Origin of the sequence: Psychromonas sp. SP041 (genome assembly GCF_000470315.2) — a bacterium.
GTDB lineage: Bacteria > Pseudomonadota > Gammaproteobacteria > Enterobacterales > Psychromonadaceae > Psychromonas.
In genome coordinates, this window is the sequence record NZ_CBRF02000001.1 from 22,806 (window position 1) to 48,626 (window position 25,821).

Annotated in this window: 20 protein-coding genes; 15 read left to right on the forward strand and 5 right to left on the reverse strand. The window is 36.6% G+C overall.

From position 1 onward, the window contains the following. Window positions 1-6 precede the first annotated feature (6 nt). From SP041_RS00110 to SP041_RS00135, 6 genes are all read left to right on the forward strand, one after another. Window positions 7-1,773, forward strand: coding sequence for a hypothetical protein (locus SP041_RS00110; protein ID WP_025562585.1), 1,767 nt, complete (start codon window positions 7-9; stop codon window positions 1,771-1,773). Then, window positions 1,773-3,356 carry an ATPase, T2SS/T4P/T4SS family gene (locus SP041_RS00115; protein ID WP_025562587.1) on the forward strand — a complete coding sequence of 528 codons (1,584 nt, stop codon included), beginning with the start codon at window positions 1,773-1,775 and terminating at the stop codon, window positions 3,354-3,356. Before SP041_RS00110 ends, SP041_RS00115 begins: the two co-directional genes overlap by 1 nt. Beyond that, a complete protein-coding gene (locus SP041_RS00120; protein WP_025562588.1) occupies window positions 3,343-4,512 on the forward strand; it encodes a type II secretion system F family protein in 1,170 nt (389 codons plus the stop codon). The genes SP041_RS00115 and SP041_RS00120 overlap by 14 nt, the downstream gene beginning before the upstream one ends. 46 nt (window positions 4,513-4,558) lie before the next feature. Then, entirely contained in the window at window positions 4,559-5,266 is a 708-nt protein-coding gene (locus SP041_RS00125) for a hypothetical protein (RefSeq protein WP_025562589.1), read from the forward strand. Window positions 5,267-5,384: 118 nt separating this feature from the next. Next, window positions 5,385-5,645 (forward strand): hypothetical protein, encoded by a 261-nt coding sequence (locus tag SP041_RS00130; protein ID WP_037047741.1) that lies wholly within the window; start codon window positions 5,385-5,387, stop codon window positions 5,643-5,645. A gap of 1 nt (window position 5,646) precedes the next feature. Continuing rightward, window positions 5,647-6,036 (forward strand): hypothetical protein, encoded by a 390-nt coding sequence (locus SP041_RS00135; RefSeq protein WP_025562590.1) that lies wholly within the window; start codon window positions 5,647-5,649, stop codon window positions 6,034-6,036. A gap of 61 nt (window positions 6,037-6,097) precedes the next feature. On the opposite strand, the gene tmk is transcribed toward SP041_RS00135, so the two are convergent. Then, complete coding sequence (gene tmk, locus SP041_RS00140) at window positions 6,098-6,739, reverse strand: dTMP kinase (RefSeq protein WP_025562591.1); 642 nt, start codon at window positions 6,737-6,739, stop codon at window positions 6,098-6,100. Window positions 6,740-6,761: 22 nt separating this feature from the next. Continuing rightward, on the reverse strand, window positions 6,762-8,906 hold the full coding sequence (locus tag SP041_RS00145) for an ATP-dependent DNA helicase RecQ (RefSeq protein ID WP_025562592.1): 2,145 nt from the start codon (window positions 8,904-8,906) through the stop codon (window positions 6,762-6,764). Between the two features lie 96 nt (window positions 8,907-9,002). Here SP041_RS00145 and SP041_RS00150 point away from each other — a divergent pair, with 96 nt between their 5' ends. Next, the gene (locus SP041_RS00150; RefSeq protein ID WP_025562593.1) at window positions 9,003-10,475 is read left to right on the forward strand and encodes a hypothetical protein; all 1,473 of its coding nucleotides are present in this window, start codon (window positions 9,003-9,005) and stop codon (window positions 10,473-10,475) included. A 47-nt stretch (window positions 10,476-10,522) separates the two neighbouring features. On the opposite strand, the gene SP041_RS00155 is transcribed toward SP041_RS00150, so the two are convergent. Then, window positions 10,523-12,757, reverse strand: a complete 2,235-nt coding sequence (locus SP041_RS00155; protein ID WP_137297063.1) for an AAA family ATPase — start codon at window positions 12,755-12,757, stop codon at window positions 10,523-10,525. A gap of 74 nt (window positions 12,758-12,831) precedes the next feature. Between SP041_RS00155 and SP041_RS00160 the strand changes: the two genes are divergently transcribed. The 5 genes from SP041_RS00160 (at window position 12,832) to SP041_RS00180 (ending at window position 19,388) form a co-directional block, all read left to right on the forward strand. Further along, a complete protein-coding gene (locus SP041_RS00160; RefSeq protein ID WP_137297064.1) occupies window positions 12,832-13,398 on the forward strand; it encodes a thermonuclease family protein in 567 nt (188 codons plus the stop codon). A gap of 112 nt (window positions 13,399-13,510) precedes the next feature. After that, window positions 13,511-15,778, forward strand: a complete 2,268-nt coding sequence (nrdA, locus tag SP041_RS00165) for a class 1a ribonucleoside-diphosphate reductase subunit alpha (protein WP_137297065.1) — start codon at window positions 13,511-13,513, stop codon at window positions 15,776-15,778. Window positions 15,779-16,028: 250 nt separating this feature from the next. Then, window positions 16,029-18,014 carry a DHH family phosphoesterase gene (locus tag SP041_RS00170; protein ID WP_137297066.1) on the forward strand — a complete coding sequence of 662 codons (1,986 nt, stop codon included), beginning with the start codon at window positions 16,029-16,031 and terminating at the stop codon, window positions 18,012-18,014. A gap of 14 nt (window positions 18,015-18,028) precedes the next feature. Next, window positions 18,029-18,565 carry a hypothetical protein gene (locus SP041_RS00175; RefSeq protein WP_137297067.1) on the forward strand — a complete coding sequence of 179 codons (537 nt, stop codon included), beginning with the start codon at window positions 18,029-18,031 and terminating at the stop codon, window positions 18,563-18,565. Between the two features lie 40 nt (window positions 18,566-18,605). Continuing rightward, on the forward strand, window positions 18,606-19,388 hold the full coding sequence (locus tag SP041_RS00180; protein ID WP_170968498.1) for an SEL1-like repeat protein: 783 nt from the start codon (window positions 18,606-18,608) through the stop codon (window positions 19,386-19,388). Window positions 19,389-19,443: 55 nt separating this feature from the next. Here the strand turns inward: SP041_RS00180 and SP041_RS00185 are convergent, their stop codons facing one another. Then, window positions 19,444-20,421, reverse strand: a complete 978-nt coding sequence (locus SP041_RS00185) for a hypothetical protein (RefSeq protein WP_137297069.1) — start codon at window positions 20,419-20,421, stop codon at window positions 19,444-19,446. Between the two features lie 101 nt (window positions 20,422-20,522). After that, complete coding sequence (locus tag SP041_RS00190; protein ID WP_137297070.1) at window positions 20,523-22,184, reverse strand: hypothetical protein; 1,662 nt, start codon at window positions 22,182-22,184, stop codon at window positions 20,523-20,525. Between the two features lie 161 nt (window positions 22,185-22,345). On the opposite strand from SP041_RS00190, the gene rseP reads away from it, so the two are divergent. From rseP to SP041_RS00205, 3 genes are all read left to right on the forward strand, one after another. Further along, the gene (gene rseP, locus SP041_RS00195) at window positions 22,346-23,698 is read left to right on the forward strand and encodes an RIP metalloprotease RseP (RefSeq protein WP_137297071.1); all 1,353 of its coding nucleotides are present in this window, start codon (window positions 22,346-22,348) and stop codon (window positions 23,696-23,698) included. A 133-nt stretch (window positions 23,699-23,831) separates the two neighbouring features. Continuing rightward, a complete protein-coding gene (locus SP041_RS00200) occupies window positions 23,832-25,397 on the forward strand; it encodes a thioredoxin fold domain-containing protein (protein ID WP_137297072.1) in 1,566 nt (521 codons plus the stop codon). A gap of 160 nt (window positions 25,398-25,557) precedes the next feature. Further along, the gene (locus tag SP041_RS00205; protein WP_137297073.1) at window positions 25,558-25,764 is read left to right on the forward strand and encodes a hypothetical protein; all 207 of its coding nucleotides are present in this window, start codon (window positions 25,558-25,560) and stop codon (window positions 25,762-25,764) included. Window positions 25,765-25,821 lie beyond the last annotated feature (57 nt).

Below are 25,821 nucleotides of genomic sequence, written 5' to 3' on the forward strand. Positions count from 1 at the left end.
ACCCCCATGTTCGGTGTAATTCTAATTGGACTGATTATGTTAATAGTCCTCTCTGCTGGCTCATATTCTGTAATGATGTTGATGAGTAGCACAAACAATCTTATTTCAGCACAAACTGAAATACAAAATCAGAATAAAATTGAAGTTTCTCTTAATCATGCCCTAAGGCCTTATGGTGATAGTAGGGTGCTTGTAGCTCCTGTTGATCTGACCTCTACCGTAGAATATGAAGATGAAAGTTACTTAACGATTCCTAGTGCTCTTGGGTTTAGCTCACTTAATTCATGGAAAATGCCTTATATATACTGCCCAGTTTCTGGGGATTCTGAAGAAATATCTAGTGCTTCTTCATCAGAAGATGTTTCTTATGGAGAGAATTCGTACAGCGTCGTTACTTTTGATGACAATGTAGATGATGGGCTTGATTATGTTTTAGAGTCGAACTTAAGTTTGGCCGAAGATTTATCAGATAAGCACACCCTTGCAATCGTTATATCCCCAAGATTCTCTACAGACATACCTTCTTGCTCAGACGTATACCTTAAAGACAATGGAAAGTACCGCTTTAACGAAGTTGATGGGAAGAATTATTCTGGAATTATTACAGTTATTTCGAGAGATGAGTCGGTTAACTTCATGGGCATATCAAACTTTGTTTTAGATTTGAGTGATTTTGATTCGGACGCTTCATTTGATGCCTTAACTTCAAGTTGGGAATCTATGAAACCCCTTAGATACCTGGTCGACCTTGATGATGGAAATACGAGATCAATAACAGAAAGTCTTACATTCGAAAATAATACTCCTTCATTGGATAAGACAATCGTAATTGAAAATTCAGGAAGTGCTACTTCCTCGATTACTTCGAGCGATGAAGTTACTTTGACATTTAAAAACATGGTCGTCGATTTGTCGAACGTATCTTTTTCTAGTGAAATATCTTTAGTCTTTGAAGGATCTAAAATCACATTCGATGACGTTGATATATCAGGCAAGGTTAGTTTTATTAATTCTAAACTAAATGTTGTTTCAAGCAGTAGCATATCAGGTACTTCTTCATCGGGGATTTTAACGGTTCAGAATTCTGAAATAAACCAAGACTCAAGCTCTTTTACAGTAAGTAATAGTGCGAGTTATGAGGCAGTTGTATTAACTAATTCAAATTGGTTCGTTTCCAATGGTGATTTAAGTATTAGCTCTGCTTCTGGAGATGGTGATGATGTATTTGACCTAAGAGAAGGGTCTTCATTAGTTTTGAGTGATGGAGCAAGCCTTGCTTTCTCTGGTACGTCAGGAAAAGCAGATTCGTTTTTAAGTGTTGACGGAAGTTCTAGTTTTTCGCTTGATGACTCCAAGGTATCTGCTAGTGGCTCCTCTGACGCTTTTATTGATCTCAAAGGAACTATGTCTGGAAGTGATTCTACCGTGGTTACCTATGGATCCCTTAGCTATGGGGTTTATGTGAACTCTGGAATCTTGAAGTTATTTTCAGTTAGTTGGAGCAAGAGTTCTTCAGTTCAAGTTGGGCTTTATTTAAAAAATGGAGCGGTCTTAACTCTTCAGGATTCTCAGTTGGGTACAAGTTCAAGCGGTTTTGTTGTTGGTGTAAAAGATGTGTCGGCATCATCCGTATTTGGAACCGATTCTAATATTTATGCAACAACATGTTTAAGTGGTTATCTATTTGATGAGTTATCAAGCAGCAGTGAATCTACCCCAGAAGAGGATAGTACTCAAGAGTCTGCCAATAGAAGTGAATGGGAATGTGATTAATGAGTTATGAAAATATGACGATAGATGAAAGAATTGAAAGCTATCTAATCGAAAAAGGGATGGTTAATAAATTCGCAATAGAGGCCTCAAAAAGAGAGATAGAGGTAACTGGTGGAAAGCTTAGTGACTCACTGGTTAGAAATAGTTTTGTTAATCAGGAACACATAGTTGAAGCCGTTCTTAAGGTTACTGATGCTAATCTAATGAGCGAAGAGAAAATAGTTGAGCATATACCGCTGCAACTATTCAAAGATTACCATTTTAAGGTTGCTGCAGAAACAATAAAAGATGTCTTTATTTCTACAACGGGCGATGAGTTTAGATTAGCTAAAGTTATTAAAGAATATTATCCCGAACAATCTATTGTTTTTACCCCTGCAAACCCAGAAATGATTGATAATTATATTGCAAAAATAGAGATGATTCATGACTCTGATGCATCTGATCTTGAGAATTTAATTAGAAGAGGTATTTCCCTGTCTGCCTCGGATATTCATATACTCCAAAGGGAGTCAACTTACACCGTTTTTTATAGAATAGATGGTGTCGCTAGGCATGATAAAGAGGGGAAGCTTAAAGATTATTTAAGTATTTCAGCTCGAATTAAAGATAGATCATCTATGGATATGGCTGAAAAGAGAATACCCATGGATGGTGGATTTGATGTTGAGCACAATGGTCGAAAGATTTCTCTTCGAGTCGCTTCTGTTCCATTAACAAGCGAAAAAGAAAGTATCGTTATACGAATTATTGACCCAGAAAAATCTAACATTCCGCTTGGTGCACTAGGCATTACGGATGTAGCTAAATGGAGAAGAGGCTCAAGACGCCTAGAAGGTCTAAACCTTATTTGTGGAATGACCGGATCAGGAAAAACGACAACCCTTTCATCTACAATGAGAGAGCTTGATAGATTTGGCAAGGTAATTTATACGGCGGAAGATCCTGTTGAGCACAAAATCCCTTTTATTAGGCAACTAAACATTAATAATGACGTTGGCCTGGATTTTAATAGGGCATTAAAAGCATTTATGCGAGCGGATCCCGACATCATTATTCTTGGAGAAATTCGTGATGAAGAAACAGCTAGAAATGCTATTAAAGCGGCAGAAACTGGGCATCTTGTGTTCGCAACAATGCATACCGGTTCGATACTTGGATCAGTGAATAGACTACGTGACTTAGGCGTTCCATTATTTCAGTTGAAGACTGTTATACGTTCAGTTCTTGCACAGCAGTTAATACGTCTTGAGTGCGTTGCTTGTGATGGATTGGTTACTGAAAACAAAGAAGACTCTTGTCATATCTGTGGTGGCTCTGGCTATAAAGGCAGAACAATTGTATCAGAATGCCATTATTTTAAAGATGAGAAAGAGGTTGGCGATATTATGGAGAATAGGGAAGTAAAGTGGCCAACAATTCTTGAGGATGCTTTCAGTAAAGTATTAAGCGGTAAAACTAATGTAGGTGAATTAATCAGGATATTTGGTCCAGATGCAGAGGACATTATGAATGAAAGAAAAGAAGAATTAGAAAGCCTGGGACTGGTAGATAAAGTGGGTATTTCAAATGAAAACATTTAAGGTTATTACAGAGTCAAAAGGAAGAATGGAGAAAAGGACTATAGAGGCTTTGACTGAGATTGACGCAAGGCGTGAGGCTAAGACTTACGGCAGAGTTGTTAAAATATCAAAGTCTAGAAATTTCTTTTTTACCCCTCCTTTGGAGATTCAACACCGACAAGTCATCTTCCATCGCCTCGCGGCTATGTTAGGCTCGAAAGTAGGGACTGGTCGAGCATTAGGTCTTATGGAAGAGCACTTTGGCTCACCAATTGGTACGACTTGTAGAAAGCTTAGAAAACAGGTGGATGCAGGATATGGGTTAGATGTTGCAATGCAAAACCTAGGAGGGAAATATTTTCCACCTAATGTTGTTGCATTGATTCAGGCGGGATTTAAAGCCGGTAACTCTGCTGAAGCTTTATCTAATGCGGCCGATTTTGAAAGAGAAATGAGTGAGGTGCGGAAGGGAAGCATGCTTGATATTTATGTAAGTATCGGTACGTTTTTTATTGCATTCGCTGCTACGTTCGGTACGACTAGATATGCTGGGCCGATGATGGCTGAGTCTGAGTTGATGAAAATGAATAGTACGATAGAGCCGGATCCGCTTTATGGGTTTATTGCTACATTTTCTGAAATTACAATGTCATTTACTGCGTTAGTTTTTATCTCATTATTATTTTTAGGGACTGTTGGTAGATTTTTTAATCCCTCTATAGCGGATAGTCTGATTGTTAAGGTTCCTTTTTATAAAGATTTAATTTTAGCTAAAAACAACTACATAACGATGTACAGTTTATCTCTTCTGATAGGCTCGGGAGTACCCGTCAAGCAGGCACTGGAATTATCCTCTGAAGGAGCACCAAAAGGAAAAATGAAAGATGATCTTCTCGGAGCATTAAAGAATACCGAAAAGGGATTACCCTGGTCAAATGCAATGAGTAGCTTACATGCGACAGATAGAGCGGCGCTTGGTCAGTCTTTGAGCAGAGAGGGCGTTGTTCATGTGCTTAAAACATTATCAGTGCAATACAGAGCCCTATACTCATCAAGATTAGGCACACTAGGCCCTGCATTAAAATCTATTTCGGCTTTGTTTATGGTGTTAGCTGGCTCAGTGCTTTTTGGTCTAACTATTATGCCAATATTACAAATGGCAGCACAGGGCTTCTAGCTTCTGATTAATTTTTTATTTAGTAAATTTATTTAAGGGTTTTAGTATGAAAAAGTCGTTATTAATTGCGGTAAGTTTGACTGTTGGATTGAGTGTTAATGCACAGGCATTCAGCTTAAATTTTAATGAAAAAGAAAAAAAGTTAGATGATTTAGTTGAGAATGTAGTCGACAGGGACTTGTGGTTTGCTGACCAAGAAAACTCTATTGAAGATAAAGCTAAATTGATTCAAGATTATGTTAAAAATGAGCGTTATTCGGATTTAGGAAAAGCAGAAGATTTGATGATCGATACTATTAAAGCATCAGGAGAGCATTTTGGAGCATGGGAATCTCGAGATAGTGGCATTGAGTCTGAAGTAATGGCTAGTGATGATCTTATTTCATTGGAGCGAGTTCTCTTGGGTAAGGTTGAATTCAAAGAAGTTCCTGTAAAGTACACAGTTCAAAAGGACCCTTCAAGCGAGACTCGGGTTGTTACAGGAAACTACATTAGTCGGGGACTAATGAGAGACGGAAGAGCACCTGTTGGGCCTGATGGCTTACAGCTAGTCCTTTGTCGTTTATTTAATATGCCAGATGCTAAGTTCTATGAGTTGTCATCAACTCAGGCCGTTGGGTTTATAAATGCGAGCGAATCAAATATGAATTTTAATGAAGCCTGTATTACTTTTGAGCCTTTATTAAAGACATACTGGAAAAAAAGGCTATCAGATATTATTGATGAGCAGAACTCAATTAATTTGATTTTTTAGCATATATTAGATATAGTATGTTTTAATTTGCTGCTAATAATAAGTAAGGCTTTATGCTAAGTAATTTAGTATAGGCCTTATTTTTTTATTGGTTGAAAACTGATATCTAAGGATTTATATGAATAGAAACGTATTGACGGCCAATGTTAGAACATTATTAACTCATGATTTCTCAAATGGCGATTTTCTGATTAAAGTGTCTCCTAAAGGGCAAATCTCACATTATATTGTTGATGAGGTTATTTCTATCGAACGCTTTCGAGTAAGAACGTTATTGAGAGACGGTACGTTGTCAAATAGTTCAAGTATTGTGTCAGGAAGAGATATTCACTCTTTTGTTTCCAATTTTCCTATGAATAATTTGAAGCGCGGAAATTAATATGGGAACAAGCACCGCAAGTGATTCAGATTCAGAAGCGTTTTTTACAGAAGTTAAAAAAAGCTTGAAAAAGTTAGCTAAAAGACATGGATTTGAAGTGCCCGATTTTAATGCTTTAGTTAGTGGCGATGGTTCATTGTTTATGAATGTCACAGCCTATCCAGGGAAAGCTAAAGACCATTATGAAAAGATGTATCGTCAATATGCCCATGAGGTTGGAATGGATGTGTCTTGGATAGGAGCTGAAGTCTTCAGTAAAGATAAAACCAATAAATATATCCTTATTGGAATGGATCCTGATGGTGGGCCAGATTGTTTAAGAGTAAAGGATAAGAATGGAGTAGAATTTCATATGTCCCCATCAGGCTTTACTCATCTAATGCTTAAGTAGCTACCTACCTTGTTGATTAAACAGTCCTATGATCTAATCAATAGGACTGTTCTATTTGAATTTAATTAATTAAATTTTTGTACCAGATAGAAAGTACTTCGAGTACGTCCATATGAACTTCAGAAATAGGCCTATTCGCATTAATCACCTTGTATCTAACCGGGTCTGATTTAGCAATCTCTAAGTAGCCAGCTCTGCTCGTTCTGAAGAAATCTAGTTTTTGATTTTCAAATCTGTCTAGTGCTGAGCGGTTAATAGCTCTAGAAATACTAACTTCAGGAGGGCAATCAAGAATGATTGTTAGAGAAGGGGCATATTTGCCTACAATCATTTTTTCTAGCATTTCTATATTCCCTAGATCAAGGCCTCTGGCAAAGCCCTGGTAAGCAAAAGAGGACGTAGAAAACCTGTCAGTTGTAACAAAATGCCCCATGCTCAATGATGGCTTTATTTTGTTTTCTAAGAGCTGACTTCTTGCTGAGTACATTAGCAGCAGCTCAGTATTCTCAGCAAATATTTCGTTTTGAGATATTTCATTTGACTTGGTTATTTCTCTTATTTTTTCTGCTAAAGGGGTGCCACCAGGCTCCCTTGTGCTGATGACTATTTCATTTTTTTCTTGTAGAAATTTAATAACCTGAGAAATGGCAAGTCCTTTACCTGTTCCATCATTCCCTTCAATTTCAATAAATTTATTCATCATTTCAATTGTCCTGCGTTTTCTCTTATTGAGAAATGCCCATCGAAGGCGAATTGTCGTAGTGCTTTTCATTGTTTTCTACGAGGTTAATAATATCCTGGCCGTAAGACTTTACTTTCGAGTTTGTCATGCCCAACTGAGTTAACTCTTCTTTTGTTCTTGGCTTAACTGTAGCTATGAGCTTAGCTGTCGAATCTGAATAAATCATAAATGGTGCTTTCTCATGTTTTTCAGAAAGGCTCGTGCGCATTTGCACTACTTCTTTATAAAGCACATGATCTAATACGGTGCCATTGGTTTTGATTCGGTTCTCATCATTAACATCGCGGTCATCATTGCTCATGGTAATCGATTTGGCACCTTCACTAGACTTTACCATTGAAATCTTTGACTGTGCCGCAAGAGACTCGCCTTTTGGGGTGATAAGTATTGCGTCTTGTGATCTCGCTGACACATATAAGTATTCTGCATTAATTAATTCAGTGACAACTGATTCTACATCACTTTTAGACCAGTTTGATAATGACCCATATCCATTTAGACTATTTAGTCCTCTTTGGATGAAGAATTTGCTTTTTACACCTAGCAATAAATCATTAAAGTCATTTAAGGTAACTTTCTTAGTCAATTCGTTAGCTAAACCTAAAACTGAGCGAACAGCTTCATCAGGTATTAGCCCCTCAATTTGACCTCTTGCTAATTCGTTTGAATGGCATGTGCCGCAGTTTCCACAATGTTTTGACTCTGGTGTTTCGTCAAAGTAATCTAAGATAAACTCCCTTAGACATCTTTTAGTCTTTGAGAAACGGTCCATTACATTTAGAGCATCTAGAACGACACTTTTTCTTTGGTTTATTGCATCAAAGTTAAGTTGAACATTCTTATCTATTACTTCGATTGTAGGATTTGTTTCATTCACATCAAAATTATGGAGTTTAATTACATTCTGAGCTTCAAGTATTTTTAATATTGCATTAACTTGATAGTCTTTAATGTTGTCTGGAGAGATCATTGTAATTTCTTCAGGGGAAAAGTTAATTGGCATTCCATTATCGAAAGAAGTTAAAAACACCTGCACTGCTCTGATAGATTCTTTGGGAGGGAAGTTGCAGTTGATAAAGAACTCTTGGACAACACGATCCTTTTCATTGAAAAGCAAAATAGCTTTTGAATCTTTGCCGTCACGGCCTGCGCGGCCTGCTTCTTGGTAATAGTTTTCTATATTGCCAGGCATCGATGTGTGGATTACATATCTAACATTGTCTTTGTCGACACCCATGCCAAACGCATTTGTCGCAACAATAACTTTCAGTTCGTCATTAGCAAACTTATCTTGGACGCTGTTTTTAACGTCTGAATTTAGTCTTCCGTGATAAGATGCGGCAGAAATGTCATTTTGGACTAACTCTCTTGTGATTAATTCTACGGATTTAACTGTTGGGCAGTAAACTATAATTGAGCCATCAACAGTTTGTTTACAAATATCAACAAGATCATTTATCTTTTTATATGATTTTCTAGCGATAAATTCAATATTAGGACGATCGAAGCTCCCGACAATTTCAAAGTTATTTTGCATTCCCAATTCTGAGATAATGTCACTTCTAATTGCGCTAGTTGCTGTTGCTGTACATGCATAGCGCTGAATTCTACGGCCTTTTGCTTGCTCAACTTGTTCAATGACACCTTTTATTTTTCTGTAAGAAGGTCGGAAATTTTGCCCCCAAGTTGAAACACAGTGCGCTTCGTCTATAGCAAACATAGATATATTAGAGTTTATTAATGCTTCAATAAAAGCATCAGTGTTAAGTCTTTCTGGGGCTACATAAAAAACTTTAAACTGACCTGAAACCAATCCATTTATGTTTTGAATAGTTTGCTCAGCAGAGAGGCTTGAGTTTATGTAGGCAGATGGAACGCCTTTGCTAGTAAGGGCTTCCACTTGGTCTTTCATTAAGGCTATTAGGGGACTTACTACAATTGCCACTCCATCTTTACAGAGGGCAGGAATTTGATAGGTTATAGATTTGCCACCACCAGTTGCGCGAACGAATAGTCCATCTAATCCATTCACTATATTGTTAATGACTTCTTCTTGGCCTTCTCTGAAAGAGTCATATCCATAAACTTTTTTAAGTGCTTCTTTAGGAGATGTGAATGAATTAATCATATTTTATCGCGTCTTATTGGTTGATTTAAGAATTGGTTAATTATATCATTAAGGTTAAAATAAGTCGAAATAAATTAAACAAAAAGTGGTGTTACTATGTCAGATAAAGCCGACAATGTCGTTAGTATTGTTCATGATTCTACTCGTGTAAGTGAAGATTTTACTGGACTTAAGAGTTCTCTTGGTTTTCTCGATTGGACTCTACAGGTTCAAACTCTAATCAAGGCATCGGGACTTCCTGTGGGTGATGTTTTGCTCGAAAAAGAGGCCATTATTCCAGTTGGCAGTATGGCATTTGGGCTCGGGCATAAAAATCTAGCTGATTTCATAACTGGAAGTCATGAAAATTTAGGTGTCTCTTGGAGTTGGGATAAGTGGTTGGCCTATGCAACTGCATTTAGACACAAATCATTTTACGAAATTCACTTAAATGACCCTGAAGAGATAAATGCTCAATATAACGACATTAAGTTAATTTTAGGTCGTGACCCTATTAACTCAGCAGAGTTTCATGTTGCTAAAGAGCAAAATTTCAACAATCAAAAAAGTGAATTAATTAAAAGTCATGAATCAGTTAAGCTTGAGTTAAATAACAAGCTTTCAGCTATTGGCGTTGAAAAAAGCATTTTGCAAAATGAGCTTAATAAAGTTGGTCTCGAACTGAAAGCCGGCAATGCTGACAATCAGGCTTTAAAAGAAGAGCAGTTCGGTCTCCTTAAGAAGGTTGACTCTTTAGAGCAAGAGAAAAAGAACCTTTTTATCCACTATAGTGATATGGAAGCGCGATTTAAGAAAGAAGTTGAAGATATTAAAGTAGCTACCATGGAAGCTGCGGAGAGCGAGCACCTGGTTCATACAGCGGAGCTGAACTTAAAACACAAGATGGAAACTGAGTCTCTACAAAAAGGCTATATTTTTACTATCGAAGAAGAAAAAGCTAAGGCTAAAATAGCTTTAGGTGAATTAATTTCTGTCAAAAAAACCATGATTCCGAATGAGAAACATGATCAAATTGTCTCTGTTATTACTAGTGAAAATATAGAACTAAAAAAATCAATCGAAGAAGCCGTCAATACAATGGTTACTTACGAAACACATGGTGTTGTTGTTGCTGATCTTAAAGCAGAAAAAGAGCGCACTAGAGAATTGAGTTTCACAGCGCATGACGCGGAAACTAAGTTGTTAGAAGTTTCAGGTATGAATGAACAATCGCTAACCCAGGTAAGCACACTTCAAAAAATAGTTGAAAGTCAGTCTTCGCTTATTGAAAGTCTTAAGCAGGTTTCTATTGAAGATGCTTCTAGTCAAGATGTGTTTAGCCTTCAGTGTAAGATTGATAAGCTGGATTATTATGCTAAAACGTTTAAAGCACAAGCATTAGCTTGGAAAGAAAAATATGATGCTCAAATTGAGTGTATCGATCTTCTTAATAAACAGATTGAATTAATTTCAGGCCAATTAAAAAGCATAAAATTAAAGGTGAATGTTAGCAAGCTTGTTTACACTCTATCTGGTTTTGCGATCGGCTCTCTGGGTCTTTATGTTGCTTTATTGTCTATCGGGTTCTAGCTCTTAGTCTTTAGCAGTAGAAAAATGCGTCAATAGACGCATTTTTTTTACCCTATTTTCATTTCAGGCTCTTCTTGATTGATGCTCTTACTAAGAGAAAGTGATTTTTCGTTAAACACTTCATTAATTGCTCCTCTCAGTCCAGTTACTCGATTCTGCTTTCTAGTGTTTTCAATCGCGCTTTTAAGAGCGTCTTTGTCCCCAATCATAACAAGAAGTTTTTTGGCCCTAGTCATTCCTGTGTAGACCAACTGCTTAGTAAGCATCCTAGTACTTGATTTACTTATTGGCATGATTACAGCACTGTACTCAGAGCCTTGAGACTTGTGTATCGTTATCGCATTAGCACTTCTCATGTGCCCTAAATTTTTAATAGGTAAATCTTTAGTGTTTTCGTCAAACTTTATTCTGACGGTCTGAAGTTTCATGTTAAAAGAATTTATTGTTCCAACGTCACCATTACTTACGTTTAGTTTTTTGTTGTTGCGGATCTGCATAACCCTATCGCCAACTCGAAAGCTTTTTCCAAATGACTTAACTTCGAATTTATTGCTGCCTTCTTTTGGATTCATTATTTCATCTAAAGTCTTATTAAGAGAGTTTACGCCACACTCTGTTTCTTTTTGAGGTGAAAGGACCTGGATATCTTCAACGGGAATATTGAATTTTGCGGGAATAATAGAAGCTAATGCCTTTATTTTTTTCTTGATGTCCTCGTCATTGTCCGCATCAATCCAAATGAAGTCTGAGTTGTCATTACCACTGAAAATAGGCGCCTGACCAGCATTTACTCTTTGTGCATTGGTAACTATCTGACTTTCACTTCCAAAGCGAACAGGCTCTGTTAATTCAGATGTTATGATCTGCTTAGAATCAATGATATCCCTTAGCACTGCGCCGGAGCCAACTGACGGAAGCTGGTCAATGTCGCCGACCATGACAAGCCTGCAGCTTGAGGGTATAGACTCTAACAATGAGTAAAATGTATTGAGGTCAACCATTGTTGTTTCATCAATAATAACAGTGTCTGCTTTTAGAGCGTCGAACTGTCCTTTTCTAAAGCCGTCCTTAGGATTGTAATCCAGCAAGGAATGCACGGTATCTGCTGGTAAATTGGTAGACTGAGACATTCGAGTTGAAGCTTTTCCTGTAGGGGCCGCTAATACAAACTTGTGATTATTTCCTTCCGACTGTTTGATATTATCAATCACATACTTTACTACAGTTGTTTTACCTACACCCGGTCCTCCGGTAATAATAGATACCTTATTCATCAGAGTATTTTTAATTGCAGTTACTTGGCCTTCTTTTAAAAAACTCTCTTGAACATTATTTATTTTTCTTGCTTTTTTAAACGGAGTGGATTGTAATCTGAAAAGATGTTTTGCAATTGCTTTTTCTATTTCATGAATTTTATATGTAGTGAAAAATCTTTCCTTGTGATTATAAGTATATTCACCGCTTTCTATTTTTCCTTTTAAATATTCTTTAACTTCAGTTGGTCCAACACTTAACTCGCTCGCAGAAATATAAGCGAGCTTATCAATAGGGAAACCTGTATGTCCTTGTTCAAAGTGATTAGTCAGAATATGATCAAAACAGTAATCAAGTCTTGCTTTTGATGTGAATGACATGCCAATTTCAGATGCGACTGTATCAAGGCTTTTAAATCCCATGCCAGGCACATCTAGTAAACTATATGGCTCTACTGTCACGTAAGTCTTGGAAAGGCCTCCTCTCGCTTCCATAACATTGTGAGCTAGTTTTTCAGGTAATCCAACAGCTCTGAGATAGTTATAGGTTTTGGTCGTTATTTTCAGTCTGGCCATTTCTTTTTTGAGTTCAGCAAATCTCTTTTTTGTAATAAAGCCATCTTCAGTCAGGAGAGGGGACTGAGTCATTAAAAGTTTTAGGGAGTTGTCACCGTATTTTTTATATATTTTTAGTCTTAAGTTTTCCTCTATAGGTTTTAGCATATCAGAGTGGATAATTTCTTTAGGAAAACTTTGAGATAACGAGACCGTTGATAGTATCTGTTGAGCACTATACTGTTTTCCGAAAGTTTTGTGTGACTTGAAGTAACCTTCACATGTTAGCTGTTCACCTACTTTAGGGTTAAAGTAAGTGCCAAGAAGAGTAACCGTGTCTTTGCCGTTTTTTTCGGACTTAATGATCTCTTTTGATCGATCATCATCACCTTTTATGGTCACAATACAAAAGCCTCTATCTTTATTTGTGCTGTGTATTTTTGTGACTATTCCATTGAGTGAAATATTTGCCATATTATTTACTCTTGATTAAATTTCTTTTGACCGTTAGCATATTTTACACAATATTATGTGTGAGGTAACTTTATATGTCTCTTTTTAAAAAAAGCTTGATTGTATTTTCTCTTTTTTCTGTATTATCAAGTGCAGAAGAGGCAGATAGCCAAAAAAGTATCAATGAATTTCAAGGTGAAATCATCTTGGTGGAAAGTCTTAACAAAGTGTGGATTCAGCTTTCAAATGAAGATGTATACGGTGAGGTTTCGAAGAAGATTCCTCTTAGAAATAAACGAAATAAACATTTAGCTCTTCCTGTATTTATTTATGGGATAGATGATACAGAAATGAAAGATATTGAAGACAAGGAAGGCAGTAAGGAATATCAGGGCTTTGCTAATATGAGTCAATCTCTTGATGGTAAAGAGGCGACGGTTAAATGCTTTGAAAGAAGCGTTAGGGAGGGGATCCCCATCTGTACGGTTAGAGTAAATGGTGTGGACATTGCTGGAGAGATTATATTATATGGTTTTTCTGCTTTTTATGAGGGAAAGAAAAAATCACCAGGCTCTCTTGATGAACAATATCAGAATGCCGAAAATATAGCTAAAGAGAATAAAGCAGGTATTTGGGAACCGTATTACTCACTAAGATTTTAGGCGACTTTTCAAATGTAAATTTTATTAAGAACGACAAAATATTTATGTTCAATGCTGATACATAGCATTGTGCCCATTAATATTTCATACATATAAGAGAGATTTAACAAAAATGATTCAAAAGATTAAAGTGACTAAAAGAAATGGTGTTTTAGAAGACATCGATTATGAAAAAATTCATCGTGTAATTAGTTGGGCTGCGGAAGGGCTAAAGAACGTTTCTGTTTCAAACGTAGAATTGAAAGCGAACATTCAATTCTACGATGGGATTAGCACATGTAAAATACAAGAAACTATCATAAAAAGTGCTGCTGATTTAATTTCAGTAGATTGTCCAGATTATCAGTTTTTATCTGCTAATTTAGCGATTATTCACATCAGAAAACAAGCATTTGGTCGATACGAAGCGCCTAAGCTTTTAGACCATGTTAAAAAGCTTGTTGCCATGGGTAAATATGATAAAGAAATTCTAGAAAAATACACAGAAAGTGAGTTAAATGAAATTGATTCATTTATTGATCACAACCGTGACCATACTTTTTCATATGCTGCTGTAAAACAGCTTGAAGGAAAGTACTTAGTTCAAAATAGAGTTAAAAAAGAAATCTATGAAAGCCCTCAGTTTATCTTTGCTCTAGTATCGGCAATTCTTTTTGCAGAATACAAAAAACCAGAACGATTAATCAAAGTTCGTCAGTTTTATGATGCAACATCTAAGTTTAAGATTTCCTTGCCAACTCCCATTATGTCAGGCTTAAGAACGCCAAGTCGTCAGTTTAGTTCATGTGTTTTAATTGAATCAGGAGATAGTCTTAATTCTATTAACGCAACTTCTAGCAGTATTGTTCGCTATGTATCTCAGAGATCAGGAATTGGCATTAATGCTGGACGAATTAGAGCACTTGGTTCAGAGATTAGGGGAGGTGAAGCTTTCCACACTGGTGTAATTCCATTTTACAAATATTTCCAAGCAGCCGTAAAATGTTGTTATCAAGGTGGTGTTAGGGGAGGTGCTGCGACTGTTTTCTATCCTATCTGGCATCTGGAATCTCCTAGTCTGTTAGTGCTTAAAAACAACAGAGGGGTTGATGAGAATAGAGTAAGACATTTGGATTATGGGGTTCAAATCAATAAGACTATCTACAAGAGACTTCTTGACTTGAAAAATATCACATTGTTTAGCCCACATGATGTCCCAGATTTATATGATGCTTTTTTCGAAGACCAAGATTTATTCGAAGAGCTTTATGTGAAGTATGAGAACGACCCTACTATTCGTAAAGAATCAATCCCTGCTCTAGAGATTTTTTCTACACTTATGGGAGAAAGGTCAAGCACGGGCCGAATTTACATTCAGAATGTAGACCATTGTAATACCCATTCTCCTTTTGACCCTAAGCAAGCTCCTATTCGTCAATCAAACCTGTGTTTAGAGATTGCTTTACCTACTAAGCCACTTGATAATATTAATGATGTAGAAGGTGAGATTGCCCTATGTACTTTGTCGGCGATTAATTTAGGACAAATTGAAACGCTAGCTGATCTGGAAATATTATGTGAGTTATCAGTAAGAGCATTAGACTCGCTGTTAGATTATCAAGATTATCCAGTCGCCGCTGCAGAAGCATCGACAATGGCAAGAAGAACGTTAGGTATAGGAACAATTAATCTGGCTTATTACCTTGCTAAAAACAATGTTAAATATTCTGATGGCTCTGCAAATCAACTCGTTCACGAAACCTATGAAGCAATCCAGTACTATTTGCTAAAAGCATCTAATAAACTGGCTCAAGAGGTAGGTGCTTGTCCTAAGTTTAATGAAACCACTTATTCCCAAGGCCTACTGCCAATTGATACTTATAAAAAAGAAATTGATGCAGTTGGGAAATTTGAGCTGTTGCTTGATTGGGAAGCATTACGTGAAGACATTAAGTTGTATGGTTTAAGAAATTCAACACTAACAGCTTTGATGCCTTCTGAGACGAGCTCACAGATCTCTAATGCGACAAATGGTATTGAGCCACCAAGAGGTTTTGTTAGTGTAAAAGCATCAAAAGATGGGATATTAAAGCAAGTTGTTCCAGGCATTGAAAAATACAAAGATAACTACGAGCTTCTATGGTCAATTCCAAACAATAAGGGATACCTCGCACTAGTCGGGATTATGCAGAAATTCGTTGACCAGTCTATTTCGGCAAACACAAACTATGATCCGTCTTCTTTTGAGGACAATAAAGTGCCAATGAAACTTCTTCTAGGAGATTTAATTCTCGCGTATAAATATGGATTAAAAACACTTTATTACCATAACACTAGAGATCAAGGTGGCTCAAATGAAGAACCTGAAGAAGTATGTGAAGGCGGAGCATGTGTCATATAGATCGTGTGTTTTGTATAAAGTATGAAATAATAAAATTTAGGGAATGAGTTTTAAAGAATGTGTTAATTTAAAGTGGGTGCATTGCACCCACTTTTTTTTAATGAAAATTTGGTCTTAATATTTTTATAGAAAGTGTTTTTTATTGTTATTTTCAAAGAGGCATTTTGTTTGGATTTTGACCTGTTGTTGTCATGCCATTTGTAATTATTGTGTTATAATAAGTGAAATAAATTTAACTTTAAGAATTCTAATGAAAATAAAGCCTTTTCACCAAAGAAAGAAAATGTCACAAAATAGAATTCATAATAATGAAATTCTAAATAGTATTTATCAGAACAGAGGAATTAAAGAACCTTCTGAACTTATATATGACATGAGAAAATTAATTAATCCTTTTGAATTAAAAGGAATGAAAGATGCTGCACAACTTATTTCAAATCACATTGTTGCAGGATCAAAGATTTTAATCATAGGAGACTATGATTGTGATGGCGCAACTTCAACAAGTATTGGTGTAGAAGGGCTAACAATGCTCGGATCAAACAATGTTGACTTCTTGGTTCCTGACAGAGAAAAACATGGCTACGGGCTATCTAATGCGATCGTAGAAATTGCCGCAAAATCAAGGCCTGACCTTATTATCACTGTTGATAATGGGATTGCCGCATTCGAAGGTGCACATGCAGTTAGAAACCTTCCTTTTCCTTGTCAGCTACTTATCACAGATCATCATTTGCCAGCAGAATCTAATGAAGTGCCTTTGGCTGACGCTATTGTAAACCCTAGTCAACCAGGCTGTAACTTCCCTTCTAAGTCTATCGCAGGATGTGGTGTTATTTTCTATACCATTATTGCGGCAAGAGCAGCTATGAGACAGTCAAGCACGTTTGAAAAAATGGGTATAGCTGAACCTAAGTTGGAAAGGCTTCTTGATTTAGTTGCTCTGGGGACTGTTGCTGATGTTGTTAAACTTGATTACAACAATAGATTATTGGTAAATGCAGGACTAAAAATAATAAACGAAGGGCGAGGCAGACCTGGTATTAATGCGATCCTTCAAATAGCTAAAAAAGAAATAGGAAAAATCACAAGCCAAGACTTTGGTTTTGCTGTTGGTCCAAGAATAAATGCTGCTGGTCGATTAGATGATATGAGCATCGGCATCCAGTGTCTAATGGCTAAGGAAGATAATACTGCCTTAGCATTGGCTGAAAGGCTTGATAGTCTGAATGTAGCTCGTAAAGAGATCGAAAATGGAATGCTTGATGACGCTCTAGATTTTATTGATCACATAGAAGTCGATGCTAATGGTATATCACTTTACGATCCCTCTTGGCATGAAGGTGTTGTTGGAATATTAGCCTCTAGAGTTAAAGAACGGTTAGGTAGACCAACAATTTGTTTTACTGATACCGGTAGTTTCAAAGAAGCTAAAAATGACTTAAAAAATGCTGAAGGTCTCGGCGTACCGGCTTCGAACTTAATTGACATGAAAGACGCGATTGGAAAGTTGGATATTAAGGGTAGTGCTCGTTCAATACCTGGTATTCATTTAAAGCATATTCTTGATGAAATTAATAAAAAAAGACCAGATGTTTTATCTAAATTTGGTGGACATGCTATGGCTGCTGGCTTATCGGTGAAATCAGATAAGTACTCAGAATTCAAAGATATATTTGATCAGTTAATTTCAAGAGATATGACCGATGAAATGAAACTGGGTGCTGTCATTGTGGATGTGGAAGACATAGATCCAAGATGGATGACTTTAGAGTTAGCGGAGCTTATCGAGTCTCAGCCAGTTTGGGGGCAAGGTTTTGAATACCCTGTGTTTAGTCAAAAATTTAATGTTATCTCAAAACGTCCTGTTGGTGATGGCAGTCATTTAAGCATGGTCTTGCAACCTGTTGGCTCTGATATCGAAATTAAAGCTATCGCGTTTAGCTGTATTGATAGAGGCGTTATGCCTATTGAAAACTATGTAGAGGCTTCATTCAAATTAAGCGTTAACGAATTCAGAGGTCGAAAAAGTCTGCAGATTATGATTGAACACTTACAAGATCCACAACTCGCGGCATCTATGAAAATGATTGAAGAAAAAGAGAAGTCAGAAAACTTAAGTTTCCAAGAAGTTTCTGGTGTGTCAAAAAATCAAAAGCAATCTTCTTCTGATTCAAAATCAAACAAAGAGACACTTTCTGAGTTAAATTCAGAAATTAGTGAGCTAAATTTTTAACAAGAGGTTTAATTATGTCCTTTAGTATAATGACTCATTCAGAGAAGAAGCTTTTTTTTCTTATTCAAAGTGATGACCGAAGTTTGTTTTCAGATATTTATCTTAACGGAGATTTTGTCAACAGAGATATTGAAAACTCAAAAAATACAAGTTTGTTAGGCGAGGCAGTTAAGCGAAATGCACTCAAGATTGCAAACTTTATTATTGATCATGAGCCCGAAAGAATGAATAAGCCAGATAGCTCTGGAAACTTACCTTTGTCGCATTTACCTTTACTGGACAATAAAGAAGATATGATAGATCTATTTGAAAGAAAAGGTTTTGATTTCTCTAAAGGTGTGGGAGCCAAAGGTAATATTTTGCATATAGTTGCTTTAGATGCAGAAGTAGGATTATTTAAATCTTTGGTAGAAAAGGGCGCTAGGCCGACAGAAGTAAATAATTCAAAAGAAAAACCTCAAGATATTGCTAAGCGATGGGGAAATCTAGTTATAGATTCTTATATTGAAAAAAATCACACTGATAATGAACCAAGTTCATTTGACTTATAATTTAAAATTAATATAATTTGTAGAAAACAGGTAAATGAAAATGAAAAAAACTATTTTAGGGGCCTTAATCGCCTTATCGTTAAGCTCAACAGTTTTTGCAAGTACTTATACGTGGAAAGAGCCTAAGCTAGATTTTGAAAGTGACAGACAAATTGCTCTCACTTATATTAACAATGCATCAGAAAAGGCTGGTGGTCTTGAAAGAATGCTTGAAGACTCTGACTCATTGAATTCTGAAGCAAAATTTAACGCGGCTCAAATGTATATCCATGGCATTAATTTTGATAAAGATATAGATAAAGGCATTGATTTATTGAAGTCATCTGCCGACCTGGGCTTTCCATTGGCGGAACTGCAATATGGCAAGTTGTTAATGGGCCTATACCCTTCTGTCTCAGAAGATGAAGTAGAGCGTAATGACCGTGAAGGCCTGAAGTACATCAAGAAAGCAGCCATAAACGAACTGGGTGAGGCGCAGCATATTCTTGGCTCTCACTATGCTGTTGGTGAATTAGTGCCTGAAGATCGAGATTTGGCCATGTTCTGGCTAGCTAAATCATCAAACAACTCTTACGCTCTTGCCTTTGAGGTAAGAAAACAGTTTACGAAGGAGAGAAGAAAAAACAAGAGCTCTTTTGAGTATGTACAGTCAAGAGCGATCGGCGGCAATGTGGAATACGTGGTAATGCTATCAGACTTTTATTTAGAGGGATGGGTTGTCCAGCGAGACCGTACTAAAGCAGTAAGACTTTTGAAATCTGCAGCCAGTTTGGGTTCTCAGACTGCAAAAGATAAGTTAGACGAGCTAGGTGTTGTTAAATAACCCTTTTCCAATGTTTTCGTTTGAACAGGGTAGCGAAAGCTACCCTGTCTTCTAACTATCCGAATAGTCCTAAAGAAGCGATATTTTGCTTTTCTCTAATGTAGTTTCTAACCTCTCTACTATTTGTAATGTGATCGGTTCCATTTTTAAAGTGTTCGGACAATACTTCTTTAGGCAAAAAAGGTGGCATGCCTGTTACTACATAGACATCTTCTCCGAATAGGTTATCTTCAACCAAAACCAACCTTACCGCAAATACATTGGGAACAAGAAATGACTTGTTCAATTGGCCTCTTTCATTAAATTCTTCTTTAGGCGCCAATGGAGAGCCCGGTATGACGTCTATAAACTTTTGATTCAAAACACTTCTTGCTGCTCTAAATGGGCGAGTTACTGATTCGGGATCAATATATCGTTGAGGTAGGGCTATAAAGTCTTCTATTGCAACTCTAGTAAGAAGAAACTTTCCATGCTTGTTCACGAGACTCAGTCGATCAAATGTATTTTTCATTGAGGTTTGATAAACAGCAAACGGCTTTTCTTTTTCAGACAGCAAAGGCTTAACCCAATCATCTTCATTTTCAGCAACGATTCGAGAGGCTGCACCATAAAAATAGGTCGAAGACATAACTAGGCTTTGACTACATAATGAACTTCTATGATCGTTTTGAAACTCATTGAAACGAACAAGAAAACTCTGAGAGGCCACTAGAAGAATCTCGGTGATATTAGCCCCTTTTTTTGTCCCAAATATGTTAAAAAAGTCAGGGGATATAGCCGCGACTTGAGCCAGAGCTTCAGCGCTTGCTAGAATATGCTCTTCTGTTTCAGAAAATTCTGGAATAGGAAATGTAACTTCGATAACAATTGGAGACTCAGTTACTTCTGACCGAGGATAATTTCTCGTTTCTTCTAGGTATGTTGATAAAATCGCTTTAGCATAAACGGAAACGACCGTTTCATTTGGTGTTACTTTTATTAGGCTTTTATCTGTATAGGTTAATAGCTTGTTAAATTGAATGTGGTTTGTCATCATTTGTCCTCTGAAAATTTAGATTTCTCTTATATTTTAAGTCAAAAAAATACCTCATTAATATGAGGTATCGTATGTAAAAAGTAAATAACTAATTGCCCTTACATAGAAGGAGAAGTTTCATAGTTATTTTGAACTGGCGCTATTTCAGCATGATCCTCTTTTTGGTTTTTACGATTCATATCTCGCACTTGAGCAGGAGAGGGCTTTTCAACGCTAGGGTTGTGACAAATGCCCCATCTGAAATTATTGGTCTTGGCTTTCGCATGACCAATTTTAATTGAAGACAAAAAGAACGACTTGTTCTGTGGGGTATTCATTTCTTTAGGGATAACATTATCTAAATTGTTAACAATTAAATCCTTTGCAACCTCAAGCGTTTTATATAGATTTTTGTCGTAAAGCATTTGTGTCGCATGACCATGAATGCAATAAAATACAAATTGGCCAACTGAATTTATATTCATTTTGTCGCCATTTATTTCGTGCTCTTTATCATAGACTGACTTTACAAACGGGATGAGCTTACCTGTTTTTATGAATTCTTTAATCGAATCGATATTTCTGCCCCTGATTACATTTCTTGAGTAATCGACATTATTGTTAAGTCTTATGTCTAGCTTTCTTGCTATTTCATCTTTATCACTAAAACTTGTTATTTCGTTAGGAAAATCCCAGTCTTCAGTGATTGCAATAACTTCAACTTTAGCAACAATTTCTTTTATGTGAGCTCTTAAATTCGTATAAATAGGCTCGTCACCATAAACAATTTCAGGTGCGTATTTATTTACAGCGGAGCTAATTATTTCAGGGATTTCCTTTCTGGTATCCCCAGAAGGATCTGTAAGGGGCTTGCTTCCGTATTCAGTAGATGCTTTATAAATAAACTGAACTACGTTGAAAAAATCCGCTTTAGCTCCCCATTTCCCAACTGCGCTACCACATACTTTTAAAGCAAAATCGTGTCTGTTGTCATTGTCAGAAAGAATGGGGATGAATTTTGCGAAAGATTCTTTCATGCCCTCATAAGAGTAATCGATAGTCATACTTTTGGCGTCATGAATATTTCTTTTTTCGCCAGTAAAGTGAGTTCTTACATTGCTTTTAGGGATTGACGGTGTGTTTTTTTCTCTAAATTCAGCCAATGCTTCAGGACTTAATCCTGACTCATATTTGCTCCTAATGTTATTGATGTCGTTTACAGATATTTTGTTGCCATCTTGGTGCTTAAAGTATGGAGCTAATCCGGCGTTTGGGCTGTGGCTTGGAAAGTAGAATACGCGAGATAAATTGCCACAACTTCTATCTGCATCAATTGGAGCGATAAGTGACTTAAAGTAATCCGGCCATTCGCTTCCTGAGATCGGCTCATCTAATCGAAGCACGATTCTGAACTTGTATGGCTTATCTACAGTATAGCTGTGGGTAGAGTAGATAACATGCTCAAAGTCTTTATAGATTTCTTCTGCTTTTTCTTTTGAGCCAGGCTCATCCAGGTCAAGAACAACTACTGATATACTTTCAACATTTAAATCGTTTCGGTAAGATGGTTTTTCATCATTATCAGACAAAACCCAGTCATCAGGGCTTTTAAACTGTGCAGGAATAAAACAGGCGCCTTCTTTATTGTTTCTGATGTTATGGTTTCTCAAAATATCGACTAAAGAGCCCCAAGAAACATCCATGAGTCCATTGCTGATATTAATATCATTAACGTCATCAAGAGAGACAAGGCTTAAACTTTCCCCATTTGTACCAAGCATTTTAAATCTCCAATTAAAAATATAACTTATTATACTATAAATTGTTTATGTTGCGAATACTTTGAATTACCTTAGTTGGTTTGACACTACAATTCAGTTTGGTTATATTAAGTCTTTTTGTTATGGCTACTTAGCTATGCTGTTTGTCCCCTGGAGATATCATGTTGGATTTTTTGTGTACGACCATTATATTTGTGTTTAGTATATTGGTTCTTGTCGGTATTCACGAGTTTGGTCACTACCTCGCAGCAAGACTCTCTGGAGTGCGTGTGCTTCAGTACTCGATTGGTTTCGGTAAAGCTTTACTTAGCTGGACAAGCCCTAGAAGCAGTATAACTTACAACCTAAGAATGCTTCCTTTGGGTGGGTATGTTAAATTGCTAATGAGAGATGATACTAAAGATAAAGAATCGCTTTATTTTGGAGAGAAAAAAGGTGTTTTCGAAGATGCGCCTTTATTCAATAAAGCGATGATTGTTCTGTGTGGTCCAGTTGCTAATGGATTGCTTGCGATAGTACTATTAACTTACATTGGACTGGGCACTTATGTGTCATCACCTGCCATCATTGGTAAGACAGAAGGTATTGCTAAAGAAGTAGGCTTTGAGAAGTTTGATGTAATAAAGCAAATCAATGGAAATGAAGTGGAAACGTGGACAGATTTTGTACTCGAGCTTTCTGTTGCAACAGGTAAAGATGAAAATATATTTCTTGTAAAAAGAGATGATAATCTCATTGAAGTAAATGCAGATTTGTCTTCGTATAAAATTCATAAAACAAAGAAAGAAGAACCTAACTTTGCAAATGAGCTAGGTTTTCATTACTTATTAGAGATAGGTAATACGATTAGCTTTGTTAGTGAAAATAGCGAAGCAGAAAAAGCAGGATTATTGGTAAACGATATTGTTTTATCTCTAAACGGAACTGAATTTAATTATGTGGCCGATTTTGATAGGTTGGTTAATCTTAAAAAGGGAGCCATCAATACATTTGTTGTTGAGAGAGGCGAGAAAGAGTTAACAAAGTCATTAATCACGCCAGAATCTGGGGGATTTGGTATTGTACTTACGTTTGATGTGCCTGCTAATATTTTGAGTGAGGTGATCAACGTTGAAGAGATTCGTTTGTATGAGTCATTCTTAAATTCGTTGGAAAAAACATATGACTTTTCTAAATTTACTCTTAAGTTTATTTGGAAAGTAATTGTAAATGAAACAGAGCCATCTGTTTTATCTGGGCCAGTTTCAATGGCTCAGGAAACAGCAAGTGGCTTTGAAGGCGGGATTAACTCTTACTTTTTTGTCATTGCACTACTTAGTATTAATTTAATGGTTTTGAATCTCCTGCCACTTCCGGTGCTTGATGGCGGACATTTACTTATATTTTTAATAGAAAAAATTACCGGGCCAATTAATGAGAAATTTTTACGGATTTTAACAATTTATTTTATCATTTTATTTGCCACAACGATGACACTTATCTCTATCTACGACACATATCAAGTCTTGAGTTAGAAACAGACTTAAATGAATCTCCCGACTGAGGATGAAGCTTGAGTCATCGCTCGTCGGGTTATTGTAATCAAATTAATAAAACAGGAGCAGAAAGAGTTATTGGCAGCAATAGTCATATCTCTTTTTTAACATTATGAATAATCCAAATCCAAAACCAAATACACAAAATAAGATCAGGCCTATTATCATTGGTGGTTCATTAGCTATCGTTGCTGTAACTGCAGCAGTAGTCGGTAATTTGTTTGTGAATTCGCTAAACTTAAATAATCAGGCAATTGATATTGTTTTGCCAGATTCTATGAGTAATGTCTTAAATAAAAAGCCTGTTTCAAAAGAATTAATAGATAAGATTAAAAGTGCTTTGGAAGGGAAAGTTTACGGTGAAATTTTTCATGTTTATGAAACAAGCATTCCTAATATTAAAGAAGTCTTTGGTAGCAAAGGTATTTTCTATGTAACTGACGATGCTAGCTCTGTGTTTTTTGGGGATCTGGTGAATGTCGATACTAACGTGAGTGAAACGATGGTTTCTCGTGAGTTAATTGAGCAAAAGAAAAGGCTGATAAGTGCCTTAAATACGACATTCACAGTAAGTGAGAGACATGGGCCAGTTCATAAAGATGTCACTTACAGTCCACGAGAAGGACTTCCTAAAAAAATTGATAATAATCATTCTGAGAGTCTTTCTGCGGGTCTTGAGTCAAGAAAACATGAAAGTCATCGCACATATGAAGATTCTCACTCTGAGTCTGCTGGTGAGCATAATCAACTTAAAAGTTCTCTTTTGAGCCCTGCAAATAATAAACTTGCAAGAGATGCGAGCAGAAGAATAATGGGCCAACCTGAAAGTGTGTTATCTGATGCAAACAAGACAATTATTGCTGAATCATCAGAAGACACAAAATCTAAGTTGGATGCCCTTCGTAAAAAATGGAAAGATAGAATAGAGCAGAAAATGTCTAAATCTGGAAGTGAAGTTATTAACTCTCATTCAGCATTTTCTGGTTCAAATGAGTCTCAATCTAAAAGAAGCATTGATATGAGCAAGCTGCAAACGGGCGGTGCATTTGTTAGCTATAAAGGAAATAAAAAAAGCAAAATCGGATACAGCACTAAGGGTAAAAAATTAAGTAAGTCAGAAACCAAAGCACAGATCAGTGAAATGTACTCGAGACTAGATAGCCTTGGAGAAAGATGGTCTGTTGTATACCCTGCTATAGGCGAAGAGAAGGTGGGTGTTATGGTATTTAGTGATCCTACTTGTCCGTACTGTCAGAAACTTCACAAGTCAATTCCTACCTTAAACAAAGCCGGAGTAAAGGTAACCATCTTAATGTACCCAAGAGCATTGGCTTTAGAGAAGACGAGACCGATTCCCGCAAAAGAAGTTATCAGCTCTCTTTACAGTGCCTGGTGTTCAAAAGACCCTGCTGAAGCTATGACGAAGCTCTATGCAGGAAAAAGCATCCCCATTCAAGATGATTGTTCAATTGCTGAAGAGCAGGGGCGAGTAGACTTGCCTGCAGCTTATCAATATTTCTTAGGTAAGTTGTTTAACTTAAAAGGAACACCGTTATCTTTTACAAGTGAAGGGAATATTGTGAGAGGCTTTAGTAATAGTGATAAGTACCTGAATAATATTGGTCTATCAAAAGATGATAGGAATAAAGTGCATACAGAGCTAAAAGTGTTGCGATGATCTAGAATTCCCTTCCTGCTTGTTTATAGGGGAGGGAGTTTAATCGTTGAGGCCATTTGGTGTTCCTTATTTTGAAGAAACAAAAACATATGTCCTGTACAAAGTTGACTAGAAAAACTAACATTTAAGAACTAACATCAGAAATAGGTAATGGAAACACATGGTTCAAAAAAATACTCCGCAACATAATGCTAACCAATTACAAAACAAAAAACGTCATGGGACGCCTACGTATAGCTCTGTCCGGTTTAAGGATAAGGATCGTTTAGATGAAATAGAAAAAACGATTAAGCTTTTTGGAGGTACGAAAGAAGAGTCGTTAATTGCAGCCTACAAACTACTAAATGAAAGCCTGCAAAACAAGTGATTACACTTGATGTATAGGCGCGCCTATATTATAATTATTAGCAAGTTAGTTAAGCGG

Excerpts from the sequence above, each read along its gene's own strand:
- SP041_RS00205 (WP_137297073.1), top strand. The coding sequence starts at position 25,558 with ATGGTTCAAAAAAATACTCCGCAACATAATGCTAACCAATTACAAAAC.
- tmk (WP_025562591.1), bottom strand. The coding sequence starts at position 6,739 with ATGATGAATAAATTTATTGAAATTGAAGGGAATGATGGAACAGGTAAA.
- SP041_RS00175 (WP_137297067.1), top strand. The coding sequence starts at position 18,029 with ATGTCCTTTAGTATAATGACTCATTCAGAGAAGAAGCTTTTTTTTCTT.
- SP041_RS00180 (WP_170968498.1), top strand. The coding sequence starts at position 18,606 with ATGAAAAAAACTATTTTAGGGGCCTTAATCGCCTTATCGTTAAGCTCA.
- nrdA (WP_137297065.1), top strand. The coding sequence starts at position 13,511 with ATGATTCAAAAGATTAAAGTGACTAAAAGAAATGGTGTTTTAGAAGAC.
- SP041_RS00130 (WP_037047741.1), top strand. The coding sequence starts at position 5,385 with ATGAATAGAAACGTATTGACGGCCAATGTTAGAACATTATTAACTCAT.
- SP041_RS00125 (WP_025562589.1), top strand. The coding sequence starts at position 4,559 with ATGAAAAAGTCGTTATTAATTGCGGTAAGTTTGACTGTTGGATTGAGT.
- SP041_RS00135 (WP_025562590.1), top strand. The coding sequence starts at position 5,647 with ATGGGAACAAGCACCGCAAGTGATTCAGATTCAGAAGCGTTTTTTACA.
- SP041_RS00120 (WP_025562588.1), top strand. The coding sequence starts at position 3,343 with ATGAAAACATTTAAGGTTATTACAGAGTCAAAAGGAAGAATGGAGAAA.
- SP041_RS00115 (WP_025562587.1), top strand. The coding sequence starts at position 1,773 with ATGAGTTATGAAAATATGACGATAGATGAAAGAATTGAAAGCTATCTA.
- SP041_RS00160 (WP_137297064.1), top strand. The coding sequence starts at position 12,832 with ATGTCTCTTTTTAAAAAAAGCTTGATTGTATTTTCTCTTTTTTCTGTA.
- rseP (WP_137297071.1), top strand. The coding sequence starts at position 22,346 with ATGTTGGATTTTTTGTGTACGACCATTATATTTGTGTTTAGTATATTG.
- SP041_RS00150 (WP_025562593.1), top strand. The coding sequence starts at position 9,003 with ATGTCAGATAAAGCCGACAATGTCGTTAGTATTGTTCATGATTCTACT.
- SP041_RS00185 (WP_137297069.1), bottom strand. The coding sequence starts at position 20,421 with ATGACAAACCACATTCAATTTAACAAGCTATTAACCTATACAGATAAA.
- SP041_RS00110 (WP_025562585.1), top strand. The coding sequence starts at position 7 with ATGTTCGGTGTAATTCTAATTGGACTGATTATGTTAATAGTCCTCTCT.
- SP041_RS00190 (WP_137297070.1), bottom strand. The coding sequence starts at position 22,184 with ATGCTTGGTACAAATGGGGAAAGTTTAAGCCTTGTCTCTCTTGATGAC.
- SP041_RS00155 (WP_137297063.1), bottom strand. The coding sequence starts at position 12,757 with ATGGCAAATATTTCACTCAATGGAATAGTCACAAAAATACACAGCACA.
- SP041_RS00170 (WP_137297066.1), top strand. The coding sequence starts at position 16,029 with ATGAAAATAAAGCCTTTTCACCAAAGAAAGAAAATGTCACAAAATAGA.
- SP041_RS00145 (WP_025562592.1), bottom strand. The coding sequence starts at position 8,906 with ATGATTAATTCATTCACATCTCCTAAAGAAGCACTTAAAAAAGTTTAT.
- SP041_RS00200 (WP_137297072.1), top strand. The coding sequence starts at position 23,832 with ATGAATAATCCAAATCCAAAACCAAATACACAAAATAAGATCAGGCCT.